Genomic DNA, 19,043 nt, shown 5'->3' with positions numbered 1-19,043 from the left:
ATTATTTTCAGCATGACTATGCTATTAAACCAAATAAGTTTTTGTGCGAACCTGAGCAGTAACTTTGATTTGGTAAAATCCATTAATTACAAGCTATATTGTAACCAAAAACACAACTATTATAAATTATCAATATCGAGAATAACCAGTAAAATTTTGCAATAAATTGAAATCTAGTAATTGCCTCCATTATTTAGATAATAACGCTTTGTAAAACTGGAAAGCCATGACAAAAGTACTTAGTTAAGATGCCCAAATCCCGAAACCGAACGCACCCCCTGATGTGAACCTGGGTTTATAAGGCCGTAAACCCTTGACAGACTCTACCCTTGGCTTCTTGTTAACCCTGAGCAGCTTAACACATAATGCTTTACAGTATTAATGAATACGCGAGCGCTTCTAGACACACCTGTGCGAGATTTATCAAATAAACTGCTCAAGAAACGAGGCTCAACATGGGATCTTTAAATTTTGTGAAGCTACTGGAGAATTCCATCAATGAACCCGGCTTAGGGTGGACTCTTTGTTTCATAGGGGAAGATCAATCTAGCAAACTTGCAGAACTCACGCAAGAATTGAGAGGGGAATTTTCTGCAACAGGCGATGGAAAAGAGATTTTATCTGGTTTTTCCTATTGGGGAATCGGCCCAACCATCGCCTGGGATCGTGCTTGCAACGATCGCTTCTATCTTGTAATGAAAGAGAGTATAGAATCTTTTAGATATCGATGGCATCAAATTCATTTCAATAATATCAAAGATCGGCAATATCATTATGTAAGTTTAGGTGTCGGCACCGGTGAGAAAGACCAACACATTTTAAGTTTATTGTTCAACGTAAATCCCGATCTCCTCTACTTTCCAGTTGATATGAGTTCGGAAATGTTAAGACTAGGTGTGCAACAAGCAACGAGAGGATCGCAATTGCAAGGTAGCCATGTATTGCCAATTCAAGTTGACTTCTCAATTGAGAGAAATGTTGACGAATTACGAAAACTACTAGATAGAGTTATCAATAACAGTCCTGTGCTATTTTCGCTCCTGGGGAACACATTAGCTAATTTTCAACAAGACACAGAACTTTTGCAAACTATTTCTAAACTAATGCGACCTGAAGATAGACTACTCCTAGAAGTAGCTACCACCGAAGAATTAAGCGAAGAAGCGGCACAAAATGCAGCCAAAGAATACGCAAAAACTAAATCGTTTAAAGAGTTTGTCACCAGCGCGTTGCTGCAAAATACTGATTTACATATCGACTTAAATAGTGTGTTTTTTGAAGGTACTGTAGAAGCTGATAGAGGAATTTTAATAAAAATCCTGTATCGCAATCTAACTGAAAACAAAATTGAAGTAATGTTACCCGATCGCTCAGTAATGAATTTTGAAGACCAAGATACGATTCGTTTATATCTGACTCGGAAATATGCTTCTAATGGCATCCAAAAAACTATATCAGACTGCAACCTGGTGCTTGTTGATAGGCTACACACAGTATTGGAACCGCGTTTAAAAAATGGATTTGGCATGGATTTAATCTTAATTGCCCCTGACTCTTCAGGAATTAACAAGAATCCTTCTGTAGCAAATGATATATGGTCTAAAAGGTAAGATGGGATATGAGTATGAAAAACCTAGTGAGTTTTATCACGTTTTTCCCTCTACTTCTGGGATTTATTTTAGCTGCCGTCTGGTGGACTAAAGATGAAAAAAATTTGGAACCAATACTAACAGGTCTGGGATTATTAGCCACAATTACCGGGATTTTTGGCGAACGATGGGCATCAGCTAACGAAAAGAGGATAGAATTTCTGCGTGCCTTACTGAATGAGTGCAGATCGAATGACGTAATTTTATCTGACGAACGATTTAATCCAAACTCACATAGACCAGGACGACCGATAGTTTTTCCGCGATTAATTATATCAGTGACGGAAACAGCGATCGCATCTAATGTGTTTGCAGAACGTCAAGATAGAGAGTTATTTTCGCTCATACATCAATGGCGACATACTGCCAATGAGTTTAACCGGAGATTAGATATTACCGAGTTGCGTACATTTACAAACTTGTCAGCACAAGAAATTCGTTTGCTATACGAAGCGCTACAGCAGTCAAAAGAGTTCAATGATGCACTGAATTTGACTCAACATATTACAACTTTTTTGCAATCAAAATATCCTAAAGGTAGTAGTGATAGTGAAGTCCTCATCCCTTCAAGGAACTACTGACCAAGCCCCGTTGGGGCGGGGTGTGGGGTGTGGGGTGTGGGGTGTGGGGTGTGGGGTGTGGGGTGTGGGGTGTGGGGGAAGATACAGCCCCAACAACCCAGGGGTCACAAGCCCCGTCTTTTCAAGACGATGGCATTGGTGGGGGTTCCAAGCCCCGACCAATGCTGTCGAACCTGCAACCCTACCCCCTACCTCCAACACCCTGTTGGTAACCGGAATCTGTGGGTAGATATTTAATAATCAGCCTGAAAGCACGTTTAAAATTTAAGTAAAGAAATATTTCGTAGCTTACAGGCATGAAACGCATCGTCTTGGTTGCTGGGTTTGAATCATTCAACGCTGACTTGTACAGAAAAGCAGCCTTTTTGGCTAACTCTCGCTGTCCTGAGTTGGATATTCGGGTATTTAGCGATCGCGATCTTACAACCAAACGCGCCGAGGTAGAAACAGCACTCGATGGCGCTGATGTGTTTTTCGGTAGCCTACTATTTGATTATGACCAAGTTGTGTGGTTGCGCGATCGCATTGCCCAAATTCCCATCCGCCTAGTTTTCGAGTCAGCCTTGGAATTGATAGGTTTAACCAAGCTGGGTGACTTTGCCATTGGCGACAAACCCAAAGGAATGCCCAAACCAGTTAAATTTATCCTCGACAAATTTAGCAACGGACGAGAAGAAGACAAACTCGCTGGTTACATCAGCTTCTTAAAGATTGGCCCCAAACTCCTGAAATACGTGCCGGTGCAAAAAGTCCAAGACTTACGCAACTGGTTAATTATCTATGGTTACTGGAATGCAGGCGGCCCGGAAAACGTCGCTTCATTATTTTGGACACTGGCAGAAAAATATTTAAATTTAAAAGTCGGCGACATTCCCCCGCTAATTGAAACCCCCAACATCGGATTACTCCACCCCGATTATCCAGGGTTTTTTGAATCGCCCCGCGAGTATTTGGAATGGTATAAAACCCATTGTAGAGACGCGATTCATCGCGTCTTCCCAATAGACGCGATGAATCGCGTCTCTACAAAACCAGTTGTTGGAATTCTCCTCTACCGAAAACACGTCATCACCAAACAACCATACATTCCCCAACTGATTCGCAGTTTTGAAAAAGCCGGCTTAACTCCTTTGCCCATCTTCATCAACGGCGTAGAAGGACATGTGGCGGTACGAGATTTAATGACAACCGACTATGAAATTCAGCAACGACAACTAGGTAATGTAGAAACTCCCTCACTATCAAGTGAAGCAGTAAAAGTGGATGCGATCGTTTCCACAATTGGCTTTCCTCTCGTGGGTGGCCCGGCTGGTTCAATGGAAGCTGGCCGTCAAATAGAAGTAGCAAAACGCATCCTCACTGCCAAGAATGTACCTTATATTGTTGCTGCACCACTATTAATTCAAGATATTTCCTCGTGGACGCGTCAAGGTATCGGCGGATTGCAAAGTGTCGTATTGTACGCATTACCAGAATTAGATGGCGCTATTGATACCGTTCCCCTTGGTGGTTTGGTGGGTGAAAATATTTATCTGGTTCCCGAACGGGTGGAGCGATTAATTGGTAGGGTAAAAACTTGGGTGGCTTTGCGGCAAAAACCTGCATCGGAACGCAAAATTGCCATTATATTATATGGCTTCCCACCAGGTTATGGTGCTGTGGGTACAGCTGCATTATTAAATGTGCCGCGTAGTTTGCTGAAGTTTCTCCACGCACTCAAAGAACAAGGTTACACCGTGGGAGATTTACCAGAAGATGGCGAAGAATTGATTCGCTGGGTGAAAGAGGCGGATGAAGCTAATCCTCTTGTGGGGTGGGCATCTTGCCCGCCCCTAGAGAAAGATGCCCACCCCACAAACAGTGTCAATATTCGCACTCTAGAAAAATGGTTGGGATATCTGCAAACTTCCCGCATCGAAAAACAATGGAAATCTCTCACGGGAACTGGTATTAAAACTTATGGTGAAGAATTCCAGATTGGCGGTGTGCAATTAGGAAATGTGTGGATAGGTGTACAACCACCTTTGGGTATACAAGGCGACCCGATGCGTTTAATGTTTGAACGAGATTTAACGCCACATCCCCAATATGCCGCTTATTATAAATGGTTGCAAAATGAGTTTCAAGCTGATGCTTTAGTTCACTTTGGAATGCATGGGACGGTGGAATGGTTGCCTGGTTCTCCGTTAGGTAATACGGGTTATTCTTGGTCAGATATTTTGTTAGGAAATTTGCCTAATCTATATATATATGCGGCGAATAATCCGTCTGAATCGATGTTGGCAAAACGTCGCGGTTATGGTGTATTGATTTCTCATAATGTACCGCCTTATGGACGTGCAGGTTTGTATAAGGAATTGGTAGCATTGCGCGATTTGATTGCAGAGTATCGGGAAGATCCGCAAAAGAATTATGTTTTGAAGGAAGGGATTTGTAAAAAAATTGTGGACTCTGGATTGGATGCAGATTGTCCGTTTGCGGATGCGAAAAAGTTGGGACTTGCGTTTACTCCTGAAAATGTGCGGATGTTTAGCAATCATGCTTTTGATGATTATTTGGTGGAGTTGTATGAATATTTGCAAGTTTTAGAAAATCGATTGTTTTCTTCTGGGCTGCATACTTTGGGGGAAGCACCAAATGAAGAGGAATTGGCTTCTTATTTAGAGGCATATTTTGGGGAAGAGGAAGGAAAAAATGAAGAAAGAGAAGAAGAGGAAAAACTAATAAAAGATTTGTTGATGCAATCTACGGATGAGTTAACGAATTTGTTAAGGGGGTTGAATGGGGAGTATATTCCGCCTGCGCCTGGTGGGGATTTGTTACGGGATGGGGCTGGTGTTTTACCGACGGGGAGAAATATTCATGCTTTAGATCCTTATCGGATGCCTTCGCCTGCGGCGTATGAACGGGGACGAGAAATTGCTCAAAAAATTATCGCCCAGCATTTGGATGAACATGGGAAATATCCAGAAACGGTAGCGGTGATGTTATGGGGATTGGATGCGATTAAAACTAAGGGTGAATCTTTAGGGATTCTGTTGGAATTGGTGGGGGCTGAACCTGTTAAAGAAGGAACTGGTAGAATTGTTCGTTATGAATTAAAGCCGTTGGCGGAGGTTGGACATCCCCGCATTGATGTGTTGGGTAATTTGTCTGGAATTTTCCGAGATAGTTTTGTAAATATTATCGAATTGCTGGATGATTTATTTCAACGGGCGGCTGATGCTGATGAAGCGGACGATCGCAATTTTATCAGGAAACACGCTTTAGCTTTAAAAGCCCAAGGTGTGGAAAATGCCTCGGCGAGATTGTTTTCTAATCCGGCAGGTGATTTTGGTTCTTTGGTAAACGATAGAGTTGTGGATGGTAACTGGGAATCTGGCGAGGAGTTAGGCAATACTTGGCAAAGTCGCAATGTGTTTAGCTACGGGAGAGAAGATAAAGGTCAAGCTAGACCGGAAGTTTTGAATACCTTGTTAAAAACTAGCGATCGCATTGTTCAAGAAATCGATTCGGTAGAATATGGTTTAACTGATATTCAAGAATATTACGCTAATACCGGCGGTTTGAAAAAGGCAGCAGAAAAACAAGGCGGTAAGAAGGTGACAACCAGCTTTGTAGAAAGTTTCTCGAAGGATACCACACCGCGCAAGTTAGATGATTTGCTCAGAATGGAGTATCGCACCAAGTTGGTAAATCCCAAATGGGCGCAAGCGATGGCGAATCAAGGTTCTGGTGGTGCGTTTGAAATTTCTCAACGGATGACGGCGTTGATTGGTTGGGGTGGTACTGCCGATTTTAGCGATGATTGGGTTTATGACCAAGCGGCAGATACTTATGCATTAGATGCAGAGATGGCAGAGAAGTTACGGAAGGCGAATCCTGAAGCTTTTCGCAATATTTTAGGGAGAATGTTGGAGGCGCATGGGCGGGGTTTCTGGGAAGCTGATGATGATAAGTTAGATAAATTGCGCCAGTTGTATGAGTTAACGGATGAAGAGTTGGAAGGTGTGACAGTTTAGAAGGTAGATGCGTTAAAAGTTCAAATAAAAATTATTGTAGAGACGGCGATTTATCGCGTCTTCACTTAACCGAACCGTATTGAAAGCGATGTCTACGACGGGCTACGTCTACGCTATTACGCTTGAAGCTGTGAAAATTTAAACCTTTGCAGCTAAGATTACTTCATGTATAAGAAAGGCTTAAGTTTTTCTCGCAAATGTATAAGCCCTTGTTGGAAAGGCTTAATACTTTGCAACAAATGTTCTTCCATGTATAAGAAAGGCTTAAGTTTTTCTGGCAAATGTATAAGTCCTTCCTGCAATTGTTTAATGCTGTGCAACAAATGTTCTTCCATGTATAAGAAAGGCTTAAGTCATTGCAGCAATTGTTGTAACGAAATTATAGATTTATTTAATACCGGAAATAGAATATAGTCTAAGTGAAATTAACTAAACTTCGAGAAATGTAATTGCAACTGATTTGCGATATTTTCCCATGACAATCAGAAAAAATTTGGTATAGAACAGTACTAATAACCTAGTAGCAGAGATGCATTATGGCACGTCGTAAAAGAAATTCCACCGCTTTAGAAAGAGCCGATCGCCGGATTGAAAGTATGCAATCTATCAGTGTAGAACTTGACTTTGGTGAAGGATTGACTATACAAGCTTACACGGTGGCAATTAACGATCTCCGGTCTAAGCTTGCTGCTTACAACACTGCATTATCTACCATTGACAAACTTACAGATGACGTGAATAACGCCGAAAAAATTGTAATAGCGATGTCAGAACAAATGTTACTAGGAGTTGGCAGCCGTTACGGTAAAACCAGCCCAGAATACGAGATGGCGGGTGGTGCTAGACGAGGTAATACCAAGAAGAAGCGAAGCGTACTAGACAATTCCAAACCCACCAATTCTTTAGCAGCCGATTCTGTGAAGCTTTCTTCTGCAAATGGATCTATGAATCGGGTGTAGGGTGCGAGCGTGAGTTGAGTAAAATCCACTAGGGTTTAGTTCTACGTTAAATTGACGCCTATGGGCACTGCCCATTAGTGTCAACTTAAGCTAGAAATAGCTTATCTGTTAGCTTCCTCACCCGCCTGGGAATCAATTCCCAGGCTAACAGCTAAAGTCTACTAAAGTAGACTAAATATTTTTGAGTATATTTAGTCATCTTCAGATGACTTTTGCTATTAGCAAGGAACTTCAGTTCCTTGCGGGATATCAATTTTACCTTTGTAGGACGGACACCATAAAAAGAATTGAGCGTTTTATTGTGTAGTATATAAAAGAGCGCTTAAAAGTCCTCGGTCAATTGACTACTATGGTTGCAGACCACAGCATAGATTTTCAAACATATCTAGAATCTCTGAGCGAGGATGACACATATAGAGATTGGCAAGATTTATACACGCCAACTGATGCCATAGACCGTCAAAAACTTGAACCCAAAAAATCGCGCAGACGCTTAGATTTGAGTTTGATGGTGCAAACAGTACCACAGCAACAAGAAGGTGAAGCACCAGACAGAGAAAAAATTGAACGGTTGGATATCCTCGAAGGGTTACGGAAGTATGCACCCGTCCATGTATTGCTAGTAGGAAAACCGGGTTCAGGGAAATCTACAGCTTTAGAACGTTTGTTGTGGGAAGAAGCTCAAAAGGGGAAACAAAGAGAACCAAATCAGAAAATTCCCGTGCTAGTAGAGTTAAGGCGCTACAAAACTTCGGTGCTGGATTTAATTCGGGACTTTTTGACTCGCTATAACTTAGACCTCAACAGCGAAGAGATTGAAAATCTACTGTTTACAGGGCAATTTTTGTTACTTGTAGATGGTTTGAATGAATTACCCAACGATGAAGCTAGACGAGATTTAGACGGATTTCGGCAGAAATACCACCGAAGCACGCCGATGATTTTTACTACGCGGTATTTGGGGGTGGGGGGTGATTTAGGTATTGAAAAAAAACTGGAAATGCAACCCCTCACAGAAGCGCAGATGCAGCATTTTGTCCGCGCCTATTCAGAGGTGGGTGATGAAATGCTGCGACAGTTGGCTGGACGCTTGCGAGAATTGGCGGAAACGCCGCTGTTATTGTGGATGCTGTGTGAAGTATTCAATAATGCTAAACAAATTCCTACTAGTTTAGGTGAGCTGTTTCGTTGGTTTTCTGGAGAGTATCACAAACTCAAGGGAGATGTACCAATTGCTGAAGGGTTACGTAACTGGCAATCTGATTTATTGCAGCATCTAGCATTTGTAATGATGCAAGGTGACAATTCGACTGAGTTGCGATTAACTATTTCTAAACAGCAAGCTAGGAATGTTTTAGCGACATTTTTACAGAGCAAAGTAGCTTATCCTGATGATTGTGCAAGACGCTGGATAGAAGATTTGCTCAAGTATCACTTAATTCAATTGCGAACAGACGACCAGATTGAATTTCGTCATCAGCTAATTCAGGAATACTACGCCGCAGAATTTATACTCTCACAGCTTGACAATATTAGTGATGAGAGGCTGAAACGGGATTATTTGAATTATTTGAAGTGGACAGAACCCGTGGCATTGATGTTGGGGCTGGTGGGTGATAAAAAGCAGGCTTTACGAGTGGTAAAATTAGCTTTAGATGTAGATTTGAACTTAGGGGCAAGATTGGCAGGAGAAGTAAAGTGGGAGCATCAGAAAAAAACAGTCGATTTAATTTTAGAGTTAGACATTCATCAGTTACTTAAAGTTGAATTTTTGGGTATCAGTCATTCTGAATATGCCGTTACTTTTTTAAGTAATTCGTTGCAGGGTAAAGATTACAATGTTCGTAGAATAAGTGCAGAGGCGTTAGGAAAAATCGGCAACCAAGAAGCAGTATCTGCCTTGATTAAAGTTTTGCAGGATGAAGATTACAATGTTCGTAGAATAAGTGCAGAGGCGTTAGGAAAAATCGGCAACCAAGAAGCAGTATCTGCCTTGATTAAAGTTTTGCAGGATGAAGATTCCGTTGTTCGTTGGACTGCCACAGATGCGTTAGGAAAAATCGGCAACCAAGAAGCGGTATCTGCCTTAATTAAAGCTTTACAGCATGAAGATTCTGTTGTTCGTTGGACTGCCGCAGAGGCGTTAGGAAAAATCGCCAACCAAGAAGCGGTATCTGCCTTAATTAAAGCTTTGCAGCATGAAGATTTTGATGTTCGTTGGAGAGCCGCAGAGGCGTTAGCAAAAATCGGCAACCAAGAAGCAGTATCTGCCTTGATTAAAGCATTACAGGATGAAGATTCCGTTGTTCGTTGGACTGCCGCAGAGGCGTTAGCAAAAATCGGCAACCAAGAAGCGATATCTACCTTAATTAAAGCTTTGCAGTATGAAGATTCTGATGTTCGTTGGAGAAGTGCAGAGGCATTAGGAAAAATCGCCAACCAAGAAGCGATATCTGCTTTAATTAAAGCATTACAGGATGAAGATTCCGTTGTTCGTTGGACTGCCGCAGAGACATTAGGAAAAATCGGCAACCAAGAAGCGGTATCTGCCTTAATTAAAGCTTTGCAGCATGAGGATTCCGATATTCGTAGGAGAAGTGCAGAGGCATTAGGAAAAATCGGCAACCAAGTAGCGGTATCTGCCTTAATTAAAGCTTTGCAGCATGAGGATTCCGTTGTTCGTTGGACTGCCGCAGAAGCGTTGGGAAAAATCGGCAACCAAGAAGCGGTATCTGCCTTAATTAAAGCTTTGCAGGATCAAGATTCCTCTGTTCGTTTGAGAGCCGCAGAGGCGTTGGGGAAAATCGGCAACCAAGAAGCGGTAGCTGCCTTAATTAAAGCTTTGCAGGATCAAGATTCCTCTGTTCGTTGGAGTGCCGCAATTGCTTTAGGAAAAATCGACAACCAAGAAGCGATATCTGCCTTAATTAAAGCTTTGCAGGATCAAGATACCGTTGTTCGTTGGAGTGCTGCAATTGCTTTAGGAAAAATCAGTAACCAAGAAGCGGTATCTGCCTTAATCAAAGCTATAGCTTTGCAGGATGAAGATTCCGTTGTTCGTAGGACTGCCGCACAGACCTTAGGAAAAATTGCTGGCTCTGAAGTTTTGTATCAGATATGGGAATTACAATTAAAAACACCATTATATAAAAACGATGCAATTTACAAAATTCAAGAGCGGTGCAAATTTTATAACCATGAAATTTATTATTCTGTCTTGAATGAGGAAACAAACAACGCCGATCCTTTAACTAGTGTTCTAAAAAAACTTGATAAAACACTCATAACTATGTCAGAAACTCCTACAAATGATTTCACAGGCGCTACCTTTGGCAACATCACAGGCAGTGTTACAGGAAATATCGAAGGTGATAACATTGGCACTCAAAACAATTACGCATCCACAAAAGATATTGCTAAATTAGAAACTGTGCTTGAGCAGTTGCTTGAGAAAATAGAGCAGGATAAACCGACTGTAATCGATGCTCAACCTATTGTGGCTCAAGCTGTTGAGAGTCATCCAGTACTTAAAAATAGGCAAGCGATTGAGCAAGTTATCAAAAATAATCCAGAGTTCAAAGTACGTTTGCAAAGAGCAGTGACAGCAGCAGGTATTGAGACTGTAAAGATTTTATTTGCTCCTGCTGGTATTGCGATTGAAGCGATTAGGGCTTGGAATGAACCTAGCTAGATGTACCCTCCTATTCCTGTTTCACTTTAAGAGGATGTTTTAAAAGTTCTTTAGCCGGTTGTAAAACGTTTTAAATCCCCCTATATTCACCTTAAAAAGGCGGAAACAGGAAATCTAGTTCACTCCCATTGGAAAGGCTACGGTGTGTATACAAGTCGAATTACCCCCCTTAATCCCCCCTTATAAAGGGGGGAAACAGGAAATCTTGTTCCCTCCCCTTTCCAAGGGGAGGGTTAGGGTGGGGTAAAACTGACACGAAAACTCAGTGAGTAAACTATTTCAGACTTGTGTATTTCTTCAACTGCTGCACAAACGCATCATGTTCCGGTGACTTCAACCCCGCTTGCACCACCTCCAATACCCGCACCATCTGATTGTTTAACAGCGCCTCCACCGCTAACCACAAACCCGGAAACACTCCAGAGCGAATAATTCCATCTGCACCGGGAGATAGCAATCGATAGTCGCCGTCAATTAGGCAAAACCATTCAATTTTATTCTCGTAAGATTGCCAGATTACGTACTCCAACACTCCATTACGGCGATAAACCTGCTTTTTGCTGCCTGTATCAATGGCTGCACTACTCGCGGCAATTTCAACAATCAATTCGGGAGATCCTTCAATGTAACCATCGCGGCTTAAACGGGTTTGTCCGCCTGCGTCTGGTTCAATAAACAACGCTGCATCTGGCTGGGGTTCATTGTCTAAATCTAGTCTGACTGTTGGTTCAACGCTTAAGTCAACGCCAGGAGTCAGTGATTGGTAGACACCTAACCAAGTCATAACGCGACTGTGGGGTTTGCCATGCTGCTCATGTCTTACAGGAGATGCAACGTAAACGATTCCTTCAATCAGTTCTGCTTTCTTGATATGGGGTGCAGCCGCATAACGCCGTTCAAATTCAGGACGAGTTAAGCGATCGCCACTTTCAAGCGGAGGCAGATGTCTCTGGGGTGAGTACTCTCTAACCATTTGCCAATCCTTGGAGTTGCCGGATATTTTTGACTTTAGCAAACCTCAGTTATAGCAAGGGACTGGGGACTAGGGACTGGGGACTGGGTGAAAAGCCTTTTTGTGTCTAAATTTTATCATCTGTTAATGTCCTAACCTTTTTGGCTGTTGCTATATCAGTTAGAATTTATTGATTTGCTGTTTTCCTCAAATTCCAAAAATCATAAAACGTATTGTTAATTATCATCGTCTGTTCTACGTGCGATCGCTTACTCGCCCAAGTTAGGCATTGCCGACAATTAATGCTGCATAACAAATTCCAACTAGCTATCATTAGCTAAGTGGTATGCCAGATATATCGACGGCAATACCATTTAGTTAGCAGTCTTTCTTGACTGCTTACACTCGCACCCATAAAAATTAGTTCGATCCGCTTTCTATTCCCTGCTCTCTATTGTGATACGCATTGGCTAAAAGTACTCTAAATAAGTACGGGGTGCAAAAAATATAAAAAATTCCTCAAGATTCAAGATTAAGGATACGGCTATGGCAACCGAACAGTTAACTAGAGACAGCGACAATCTAGATTTAAATCAGCTACTAAGAACGCTGAATGCTGTTAAACAGGGTGACTTCTCTGCTCGGATGCCCATAGACCATACTGGTGTGGCGGGGAAAATAGCTGATACGCTCAATGATATTATTAACCAGAATGAGCGGATGGCGGCTGAACTACAACGGATTGGTAACGTTGTTGGCAAAGAAGGAAAAATTGCTGAACGTGCCTCTCTCGGAGATGTTCGCGGTTCCTGGTCAGATTGCGTGACTTCTGTCAATACTCTGATTACAGATTTAGTTCAACCAACAGCTGAAACTACGCGGGTAATTCGCTCCGTTGCTAATGGTGACTTATCGCAAACGATCGCTACAGAAATTGAAGGCAGACCTCTGCAAGGTGAGTTTCTCCAAACTGCGAATATCGTTAACACAATGGTAGATCGTCTCGGTTCTTTTGCCTCGGAAGTAACGCGGGTGGCGCGGGAGGTGGGAACCGAAGGAAAATTAGGCGTTCAAGCCGAAGTGCAAGGTGTAGCTGGCACTTGGAAAGATTTGACTGATAACGTTAACTTGATGGCGGGTAATCTCACCGGACAAGTTCGCAACATTGCCGAAGTTGCCACTGCGATCGCCAATGGTGACTTATCCAAAAAAATCACTGTCAATGTTAAAGGCGAAATTCTGGAACTCAAAAACACCGTCAACACGATGGTGGATCAGCTTAATTCTTTTGCATCGGAAGTTACTAGAGTTGCGCGTGAGGTGGGAACTGAAGGGAAGTTGGGCGTACAAGCCGAGGTTAAAGGAGTAGCAGGGACTTGGAAAGATTTAACCGACAACGTTAACTTGATGGCAGGAAATTTAACTGCTCAAGTGCGTAACATTGCGGAAGTAACAACGGCTGTTGCAAATGGCGACTTATCCAAGAAAATTACTGTTGATGTCAAAGGCGAAATTTTAGAATTGAAAAACACCGTCAACATCATGGTGGATCAACTCAATTCCTTTGCATCGGAAGTAACAAGAGTTGCGCGTGAGGTGGGTGCAGAAGGAAAATTAGGCGGTCAAGCAGAAGTCCGGGGGGTAGCGGGTACGTGGAAAGACTTGACCGATAGTGTGAATTTCATGGCGGGAAGCTTGACAGCACAGGTGCGGAATATTGCCGAAGTCACAACGGCGGTAGCAAATGGCGATTTATCTAAGAAAATCACCGTCGATGTCAAAGGCGAAATTCTGGAGTTGAAAAATACCATTAATACAATGGTGGATCAACTTAATTCCTTTGCATCAGAAGTAACAAGAGTTGCCCGTGAAGTAGGAACTGAAGGGAAGTTGGGCGTACAAGCAGAAGTGCGGGGAGTTGCGGGTACTTGGAAAGATTTAACCGATAACGTTAACTTGATGGCGGGTAATCTCACCGGACAGGTGCGAAATATTGCCGAAGTTGCAACTGCGATCGCCAATGGCGATTTATCGAAGAAAATCACCGTCGATGTTAGAGGTGAAATTCTGGAGTTGAAAAATACCATCAATATAATGGTAGATCAACTCAGTTCCTTTGCATCGGAAGTAACACGGGTTGCGCGTGAGGTGGGAAGTGAAGGGAAATTGGGCGTACAAGCTGATGTGCGCGGTGTCGCTGGAACTTGGAAAGATTTAACCGACAGCGTAAACTTCATGGCGGGAAGTTTAACGGCACAGGTGCGAAATATTGCCGAAGTAACTACGGCGGTTGCAACAGGCGATTTATCTAAGAAAATCACTGTCGATGTCAAAGGTGAAATTCTGGAGTTGAAAAATACCATCAACACAATGGTGGATCAACTGAATTCCTTTGCATCAGAAGTAACAAGGGTGGCGCGTGAGGTAGGAAGCGAAGGGAAGTTGGGCGTGCAAGCAGAAGTGCGCGGCGTAGCTGGCACTTGGAAAGATTTAACCGACAGCGTAAATTTCATGGCGGGAAGCTTAACCGCACAGGTGCGGAACATCGCCGAAGTGACTACGGCGGTGGCAACAGGCGACTTATCCAAGAAAATCACCGTTGATGTCAAAGGTGAAATTCTGGAGTTGAAAAACACCATTAACACAATGGTGGATCAACTTAGTTCCTTTGCATCAGAAGTAACGCGGGTTGCCCGTGAGGTGGGAACTGAAGGTAAATTGGGCGTACAAGCGGAAGTAAAAGACGTTGCCGGAACTTGGAAAGATTTGACCGATAGCGTAAACTTCATGGCGGGAAGCTTGACGGCACAAGTGCGGAACATTGCCGAAGTGACAACTGCGATCGCCAATGGTGACTTATCGAAGAAAATTACTGTTGCCGTCAAAGGCGAAATTCTGGAGTTGAAAAATACCATCAATATAATGGTGGATCAACTCAACTCCTTTGCCAGTGAAGTGACGCGGGTGGCGCGGGAAGTGGGAAGCGAAGGGAAACTAGGCGTACAAGCAGATGTGCGCGGTGTCGCGGGTACTTGGAAAGATTTAACCGACAGCGTGAACTTCATGGCGGGAAGCTTAACCGCACAGGTACGAAATATTGCTACAGTCACCACGGCGGTGGCAAATGGCGACTTATCCAAAAAAATCTCTGTTGATGTCAAAGGTGAAATTTTGGAACTCAAAAACACCATTAACACGATGGTGGATCAACTCAATTCCTTTGCATCGGAAGTGACGCGGGTGGCGCGGGAGGTAGGAACTGAGGGTAAATTGGGCGTACAAGCAGAAGTTAAAGGAGTGGCAGGTACTTGGAAAGACTTGACCGAAAGTGTAAACTTCATGGCGGGAAGCTTGACGGCACAGGTGCGGAACATTGCCGAAGTTACCACGGCGGTAGCAAACGGCGACTTATCCAAGAAAATCACCGTTGATGTGAAAGGTGAAATTCAAGAACTCAAAAACACTATTAATACAATGGTGGATCAACTAAATTCCTTTGCATCAGAAGTTACCAGAGTTGCCCGTGAGGTGGGAACCGAAGGTAAATTGGGCGTGCAAGCTTACGTCAGAGGAGTTGCAGGTACTTGGAAAGATTTAACAGACAATGTGAACTCGATGGCGGGGAACCTCACCGGACAAGTTCGCAACATCGCCGAAGTTACCAAGGCGGTAGCGAATGGCGACTTATCCAAGAAAATTACTGTCGATGCCAGAGGCGAAATTTTGGACTTGAAGAACACCACCAACACGATGGTGGATCAACTCAGTTCCTTTGCCAGTGAAGTAACGCGGGTAGCGCGGGAAGTGGGAACTGAAGGGAAGTTAGGCGGACAAGCGCAAGTCCAAGGTGTTGCCGGGACTTGGAAGGATTTAACAGATAACGTGAACTCGATGGCGGGTAACTTAACGGCGCAAGTGCGCGGTATCGCCAGAGTTGTAACCGCAGTTGCGAACGGTGACTTGAAACGGAAACTGATGTTAGATGCCAAAGGAGAAATCGAAACCTTGGCAGAGACAATCAACGAGATGATTGATACCCTAGCAACATTTGCCAATCAGGTAACTACAGTAGCGCGGGAAGTGGGAATCGAAGGAAAGTTAGGCGGACAAGCGAGAGTCCCTGGCGCGGCTGGAACTTGGAAAGATTTGACGGATAATGTGAACGAACTTGCTGCGACACTGACAACTCAGTTGCGAGCGATCGCCGAAGTTGCTACAGCTGTAACTAAGGGCGATTTAACTCGTTCAATTGCTGTCGAAGCACTAGGGGAAGTAGCGATACTCAAAGACAACATCAACCAGATGATTGCTAATCTGCGCGAGACAACGCAGAAAAACACTGAGCAAGACTGGTTGAAAACTAACCTCGCCAAGTTTACCCGAATGCTGCAAGGGCAGCGAGATTTGGAAACCGTATCGAAACTAATTCTCTCAGAACTAGCGCCCTTGGTAGGAGCGCAACACGGCGTATTCTTCCTGATGGAGTCTGCCGAACATACACCCTATTTGAAATTAATTAGTAGCTACGCTTACCGCGAACGCAGACATCTAGCTAACCGCTTCCACTTGGGTGAAGGTTTGGTGGGACAATGCGCTTTAGAAAAAGAGCGAATTCTGTTGACGGAAGTACCCAGCGATTATGTCAGAATTGCCTCTGGTTTAGGAGAAGCCACGCCTTTGAATGCCGTGGTGTTACCTGTACTTTTTGAAGGACAAGTGACAGCAGTCATCGAATTAGCATCCTTCCGCCGCTTTAGCGAAATTCATCTGACATTCTTCGACCAGCTTACCGAAAGTATCGCGATCGTCCTCAACACGATCGCCGCATCGATGCGAACTGAAGAATTACTCAAGCAGTCGCAATCTTTAGCTGAAGAACTCCAAACCCAGCAAAGCGAACTCAGGGAAACTAACAAGCGCTTAGAACAACAAGCCCAATCACTCAAAGCCTCTGAAGATTTACTCAAAGGACAGCAAGAAGAACTGCAACAAACCAACGCTGAGTTAGAAGAAAAGGCAGAGTTGTTGGCAATGCAAAAGAAAGAAGTCGAGCGCAAAAATCGGGAAATTGAACAAGCAAGACTTTCTTTGGAAGACAAAGCCGAACAACTCGCCCTTTCTTCAAAATACAAATCAGAATTTCTCGCCAATATGTCCCACGAACTGCGGACACCGTTGAACAGCTTGTTGATTTTGGCGAAATTATTGTCAGATAACATCGATCGCAACCTTACCGCCAAACAAGTCGAATACAGCCAAACAATTTACTCAGCCGGGACTGATTTGCTGGCGTTAATCAATGACATTCTGGATCTGGCCAAAATTGAATCTGGAACTATGTCGATTGACATAACTCAAATGCCATTGACAGAATTGGGCGATCAGATTGAGCGCACCTTCCGACAAATCGCTCAGAGCAAAGGACTTGGTTTCACAATTGAATTGACTCCCGAATTGCCCACAACCATCTATACAGATGTCAAACGCTTACAACAAGTCTTAAAAAATCTCCTCTCCAATGCTTTTAAATTTACAGAAAAAGGAGAAGTACGCTTACAGATTGCGGTGGCGAAGCAGGGATGGAGCAAAGACCAAGAAACTTTGAATCGCGCCCAAAATGTCATCGCCTTCTCAGTTAGCGATACAGGCATTGGCATTGCTCCCGACAAGCAGAAAGTTATTTTCGAGGCATTTCAGCAAGCCGATGGCTCTACCAGTCGGAGATACGGCGGCACCGGATTGGGCTTATCAATTAGCCGTGAAATCGCCCGTCTCTTTGGCGGCGAAATTAAACTAATCAGTCACCCCGGTCAAGGCAGCACCTTTACATTCTACTTCCCCCAATTGAGTCCAGAGTTCCGAGTTTTGAGTCCTGAGCCAACATCAACTCAATCCAGCACAGACGCGATTAATCGCGTCTCTACCCACTCCTCACTCCTCACTACTTCGGCTTCGCTCAGTACAAGTCCTCACTTACCACTGATTAATGACGATCGCACTACTATCGGCGTAGGCGATCGCGTGTTACTAATTGTTGAGGATGACGTTAATTTTGCGCGTATCCTGCTAGAGATGGCACAACAGCAAGGATTCAAGGCGATCGCTGCCCAAACAGGCACTACAGGTTTGATGCTAGCGCAGCAATTCTTACCTTCAGCCATTTTGCTAGATATCAGGTTGCCAGAAATGGATGGTTGGACGGTATTAGATCGTCTCAAGCATGACCCAAATACCCGCCACATTCCTGTACATATCATGACCGTTGAGGAAGGAAGACAACGCGGTTTGCAATTAGGCGCGATCGCATATCTGCAAAAGCCCTTAACCAGCGAGACAATATCCGAGGCGTTGACCAAAATTAAAGGTTTTGTAGAGCGCCAAGTGAAAAATTTGCTAGTAGTCGAAGACGACGACACTCAACGGCTGAGTATTGTTGAGTTGATTGGTAACAGCGATGTTTCTACCACAGCAGTGGGCACTGGTGCAGCAGCTTTAGAAGCTATTCGCGCCCAGCATTTTGATTGCCTGGTTCTCGATTTAGGGCTACCCGACATGACTGGGTTTGAACTGATCGAGCAGATAAAGCTTTTACCTCACGGTAAAACTTTACCAATTATTGTCTACACAGGTAGAGAAATTAGCAAAGCTCAAGAAACGGAACTCAGACGAATTGCCGAAACAATCATCATTAAAGATGTGCGATCGCCCGAACGTCTCCTCGATGAAACAGCATTATTTTTACACCGAGTCCAAGCAAATTTACCAGCACCCAAACGAGAAATACTCGAACAACTGCATTCCATAGACTACTTACTTGCTGGCAAAAAAGCGCTAATTGTAGACGACGATATGCGGAATATCTTTGCGCTGACAAGTATGCTGGAGCGTTATCAAATCCAGGTTTTATACGCTGAAAACGGCAGAGAGGGGATTACTCTGTTGGAAACTACACCAGATATTGATGTTGTTTTGATGGACGTAATGATGCCAGAAATGGACGGTTACGAAACAACACGCTTAATCCGCCAAAACGAGCAATTTAAATCTTTGCCGATTATTGCACTGACCGCTAAAGCCATGCAAGGCGATCGCGAGAAGTGTATTGAAGCGGGCGCATCAGATTACATCACCAAACCCGTAGATACTGAACAATTGCTGTCGTTATTGCGTGTTTGGCTATATCGTTAAC

Annotated in this window: 7 protein-coding genes; 6 read left to right on the top strand and 1 reads right to left on the bottom strand. The window is 43.6% G+C overall.

The features are described from left to right. The first annotated feature begins 455 nt into the window (after nt 1-455). From RM049_RS07875 to RM049_RS07855, 5 genes are all read left to right on the top strand, one after another. Entirely contained in the window at nt 456-1,610 is a 1,155-nt protein-coding gene (locus RM049_RS07875; RefSeq protein ID WP_322703785.1) for an L-histidine N(alpha)-methyltransferase, read from the top strand. Nucleotides 1,611-1,624: 14 nt separating this feature from the next. Next, nucleotides 1,625-2,230 carry a hypothetical protein gene (locus RM049_RS07870; RefSeq protein ID WP_322700786.1) on the top strand — a complete coding sequence of 202 codons (606 nt, stop codon included), beginning with the start codon at nt 1,625-1,627 and terminating at the stop codon, nt 2,228-2,230. A 296-nt stretch (nt 2,231-2,526) separates the two neighbouring features. Continuing rightward, nucleotides 2,527-6,252 (top strand): magnesium chelatase subunit H, encoded by a 3,726-nt coding sequence (gene bchH / locus RM049_RS07865; protein ID WP_322703784.1) that lies wholly within the window; start codon nt 2,527-2,529, stop codon nt 6,250-6,252. 536 nt (nt 6,253-6,788) lie between these two features. Continuing rightward, a complete protein-coding gene (locus tag RM049_RS07860) occupies nt 6,789-7,211 on the top strand; it encodes a hypothetical protein (RefSeq protein ID WP_322703783.1) in 423 nt (140 codons plus the stop codon). Nucleotides 7,212-7,560: 349 nt separating this feature from the next. Next, entirely contained in the window at nt 7,561-10,902 is a 3,342-nt protein-coding gene (locus tag RM049_RS07855; protein ID WP_322703782.1) for a HEAT repeat domain-containing protein, read from the top strand. 274 nt (nt 10,903-11,176) lie between these two features. On the opposite strand, the gene RM049_RS07850 is transcribed toward RM049_RS07855, so the two are convergent. Then, nucleotides 11,177-11,875 (bottom strand): Uma2 family endonuclease, encoded by a 699-nt coding sequence (locus RM049_RS07850; protein WP_322703781.1) that lies wholly within the window; start codon nt 11,873-11,875, stop codon nt 11,177-11,179. A gap of 525 nt (nt 11,876-12,400) precedes the next feature. Here RM049_RS07850 and RM049_RS07845 point away from each other — a divergent pair. Further along, nucleotides 12,401-19,042, top strand: coding sequence for a HAMP domain-containing protein (locus tag RM049_RS07845; RefSeq protein WP_322703780.1), 6,642 nt, complete (start codon nt 12,401-12,403; stop codon nt 19,040-19,042). Nucleotide 19,043 lies beyond the last annotated feature (1 nt).

The sequence above is a fragment of the Nostoc sp. DedQUE04 genome (genome assembly GCF_034530995.1).
GTDB lineage: Bacteria > Cyanobacteriota > Cyanobacteriia > Cyanobacteriales > Nostocaceae > Nostoc.
Note: the sequence above shows the minus strand (reverse complement) of the source record. Positions and strands in the feature narration are given on the sequence as shown.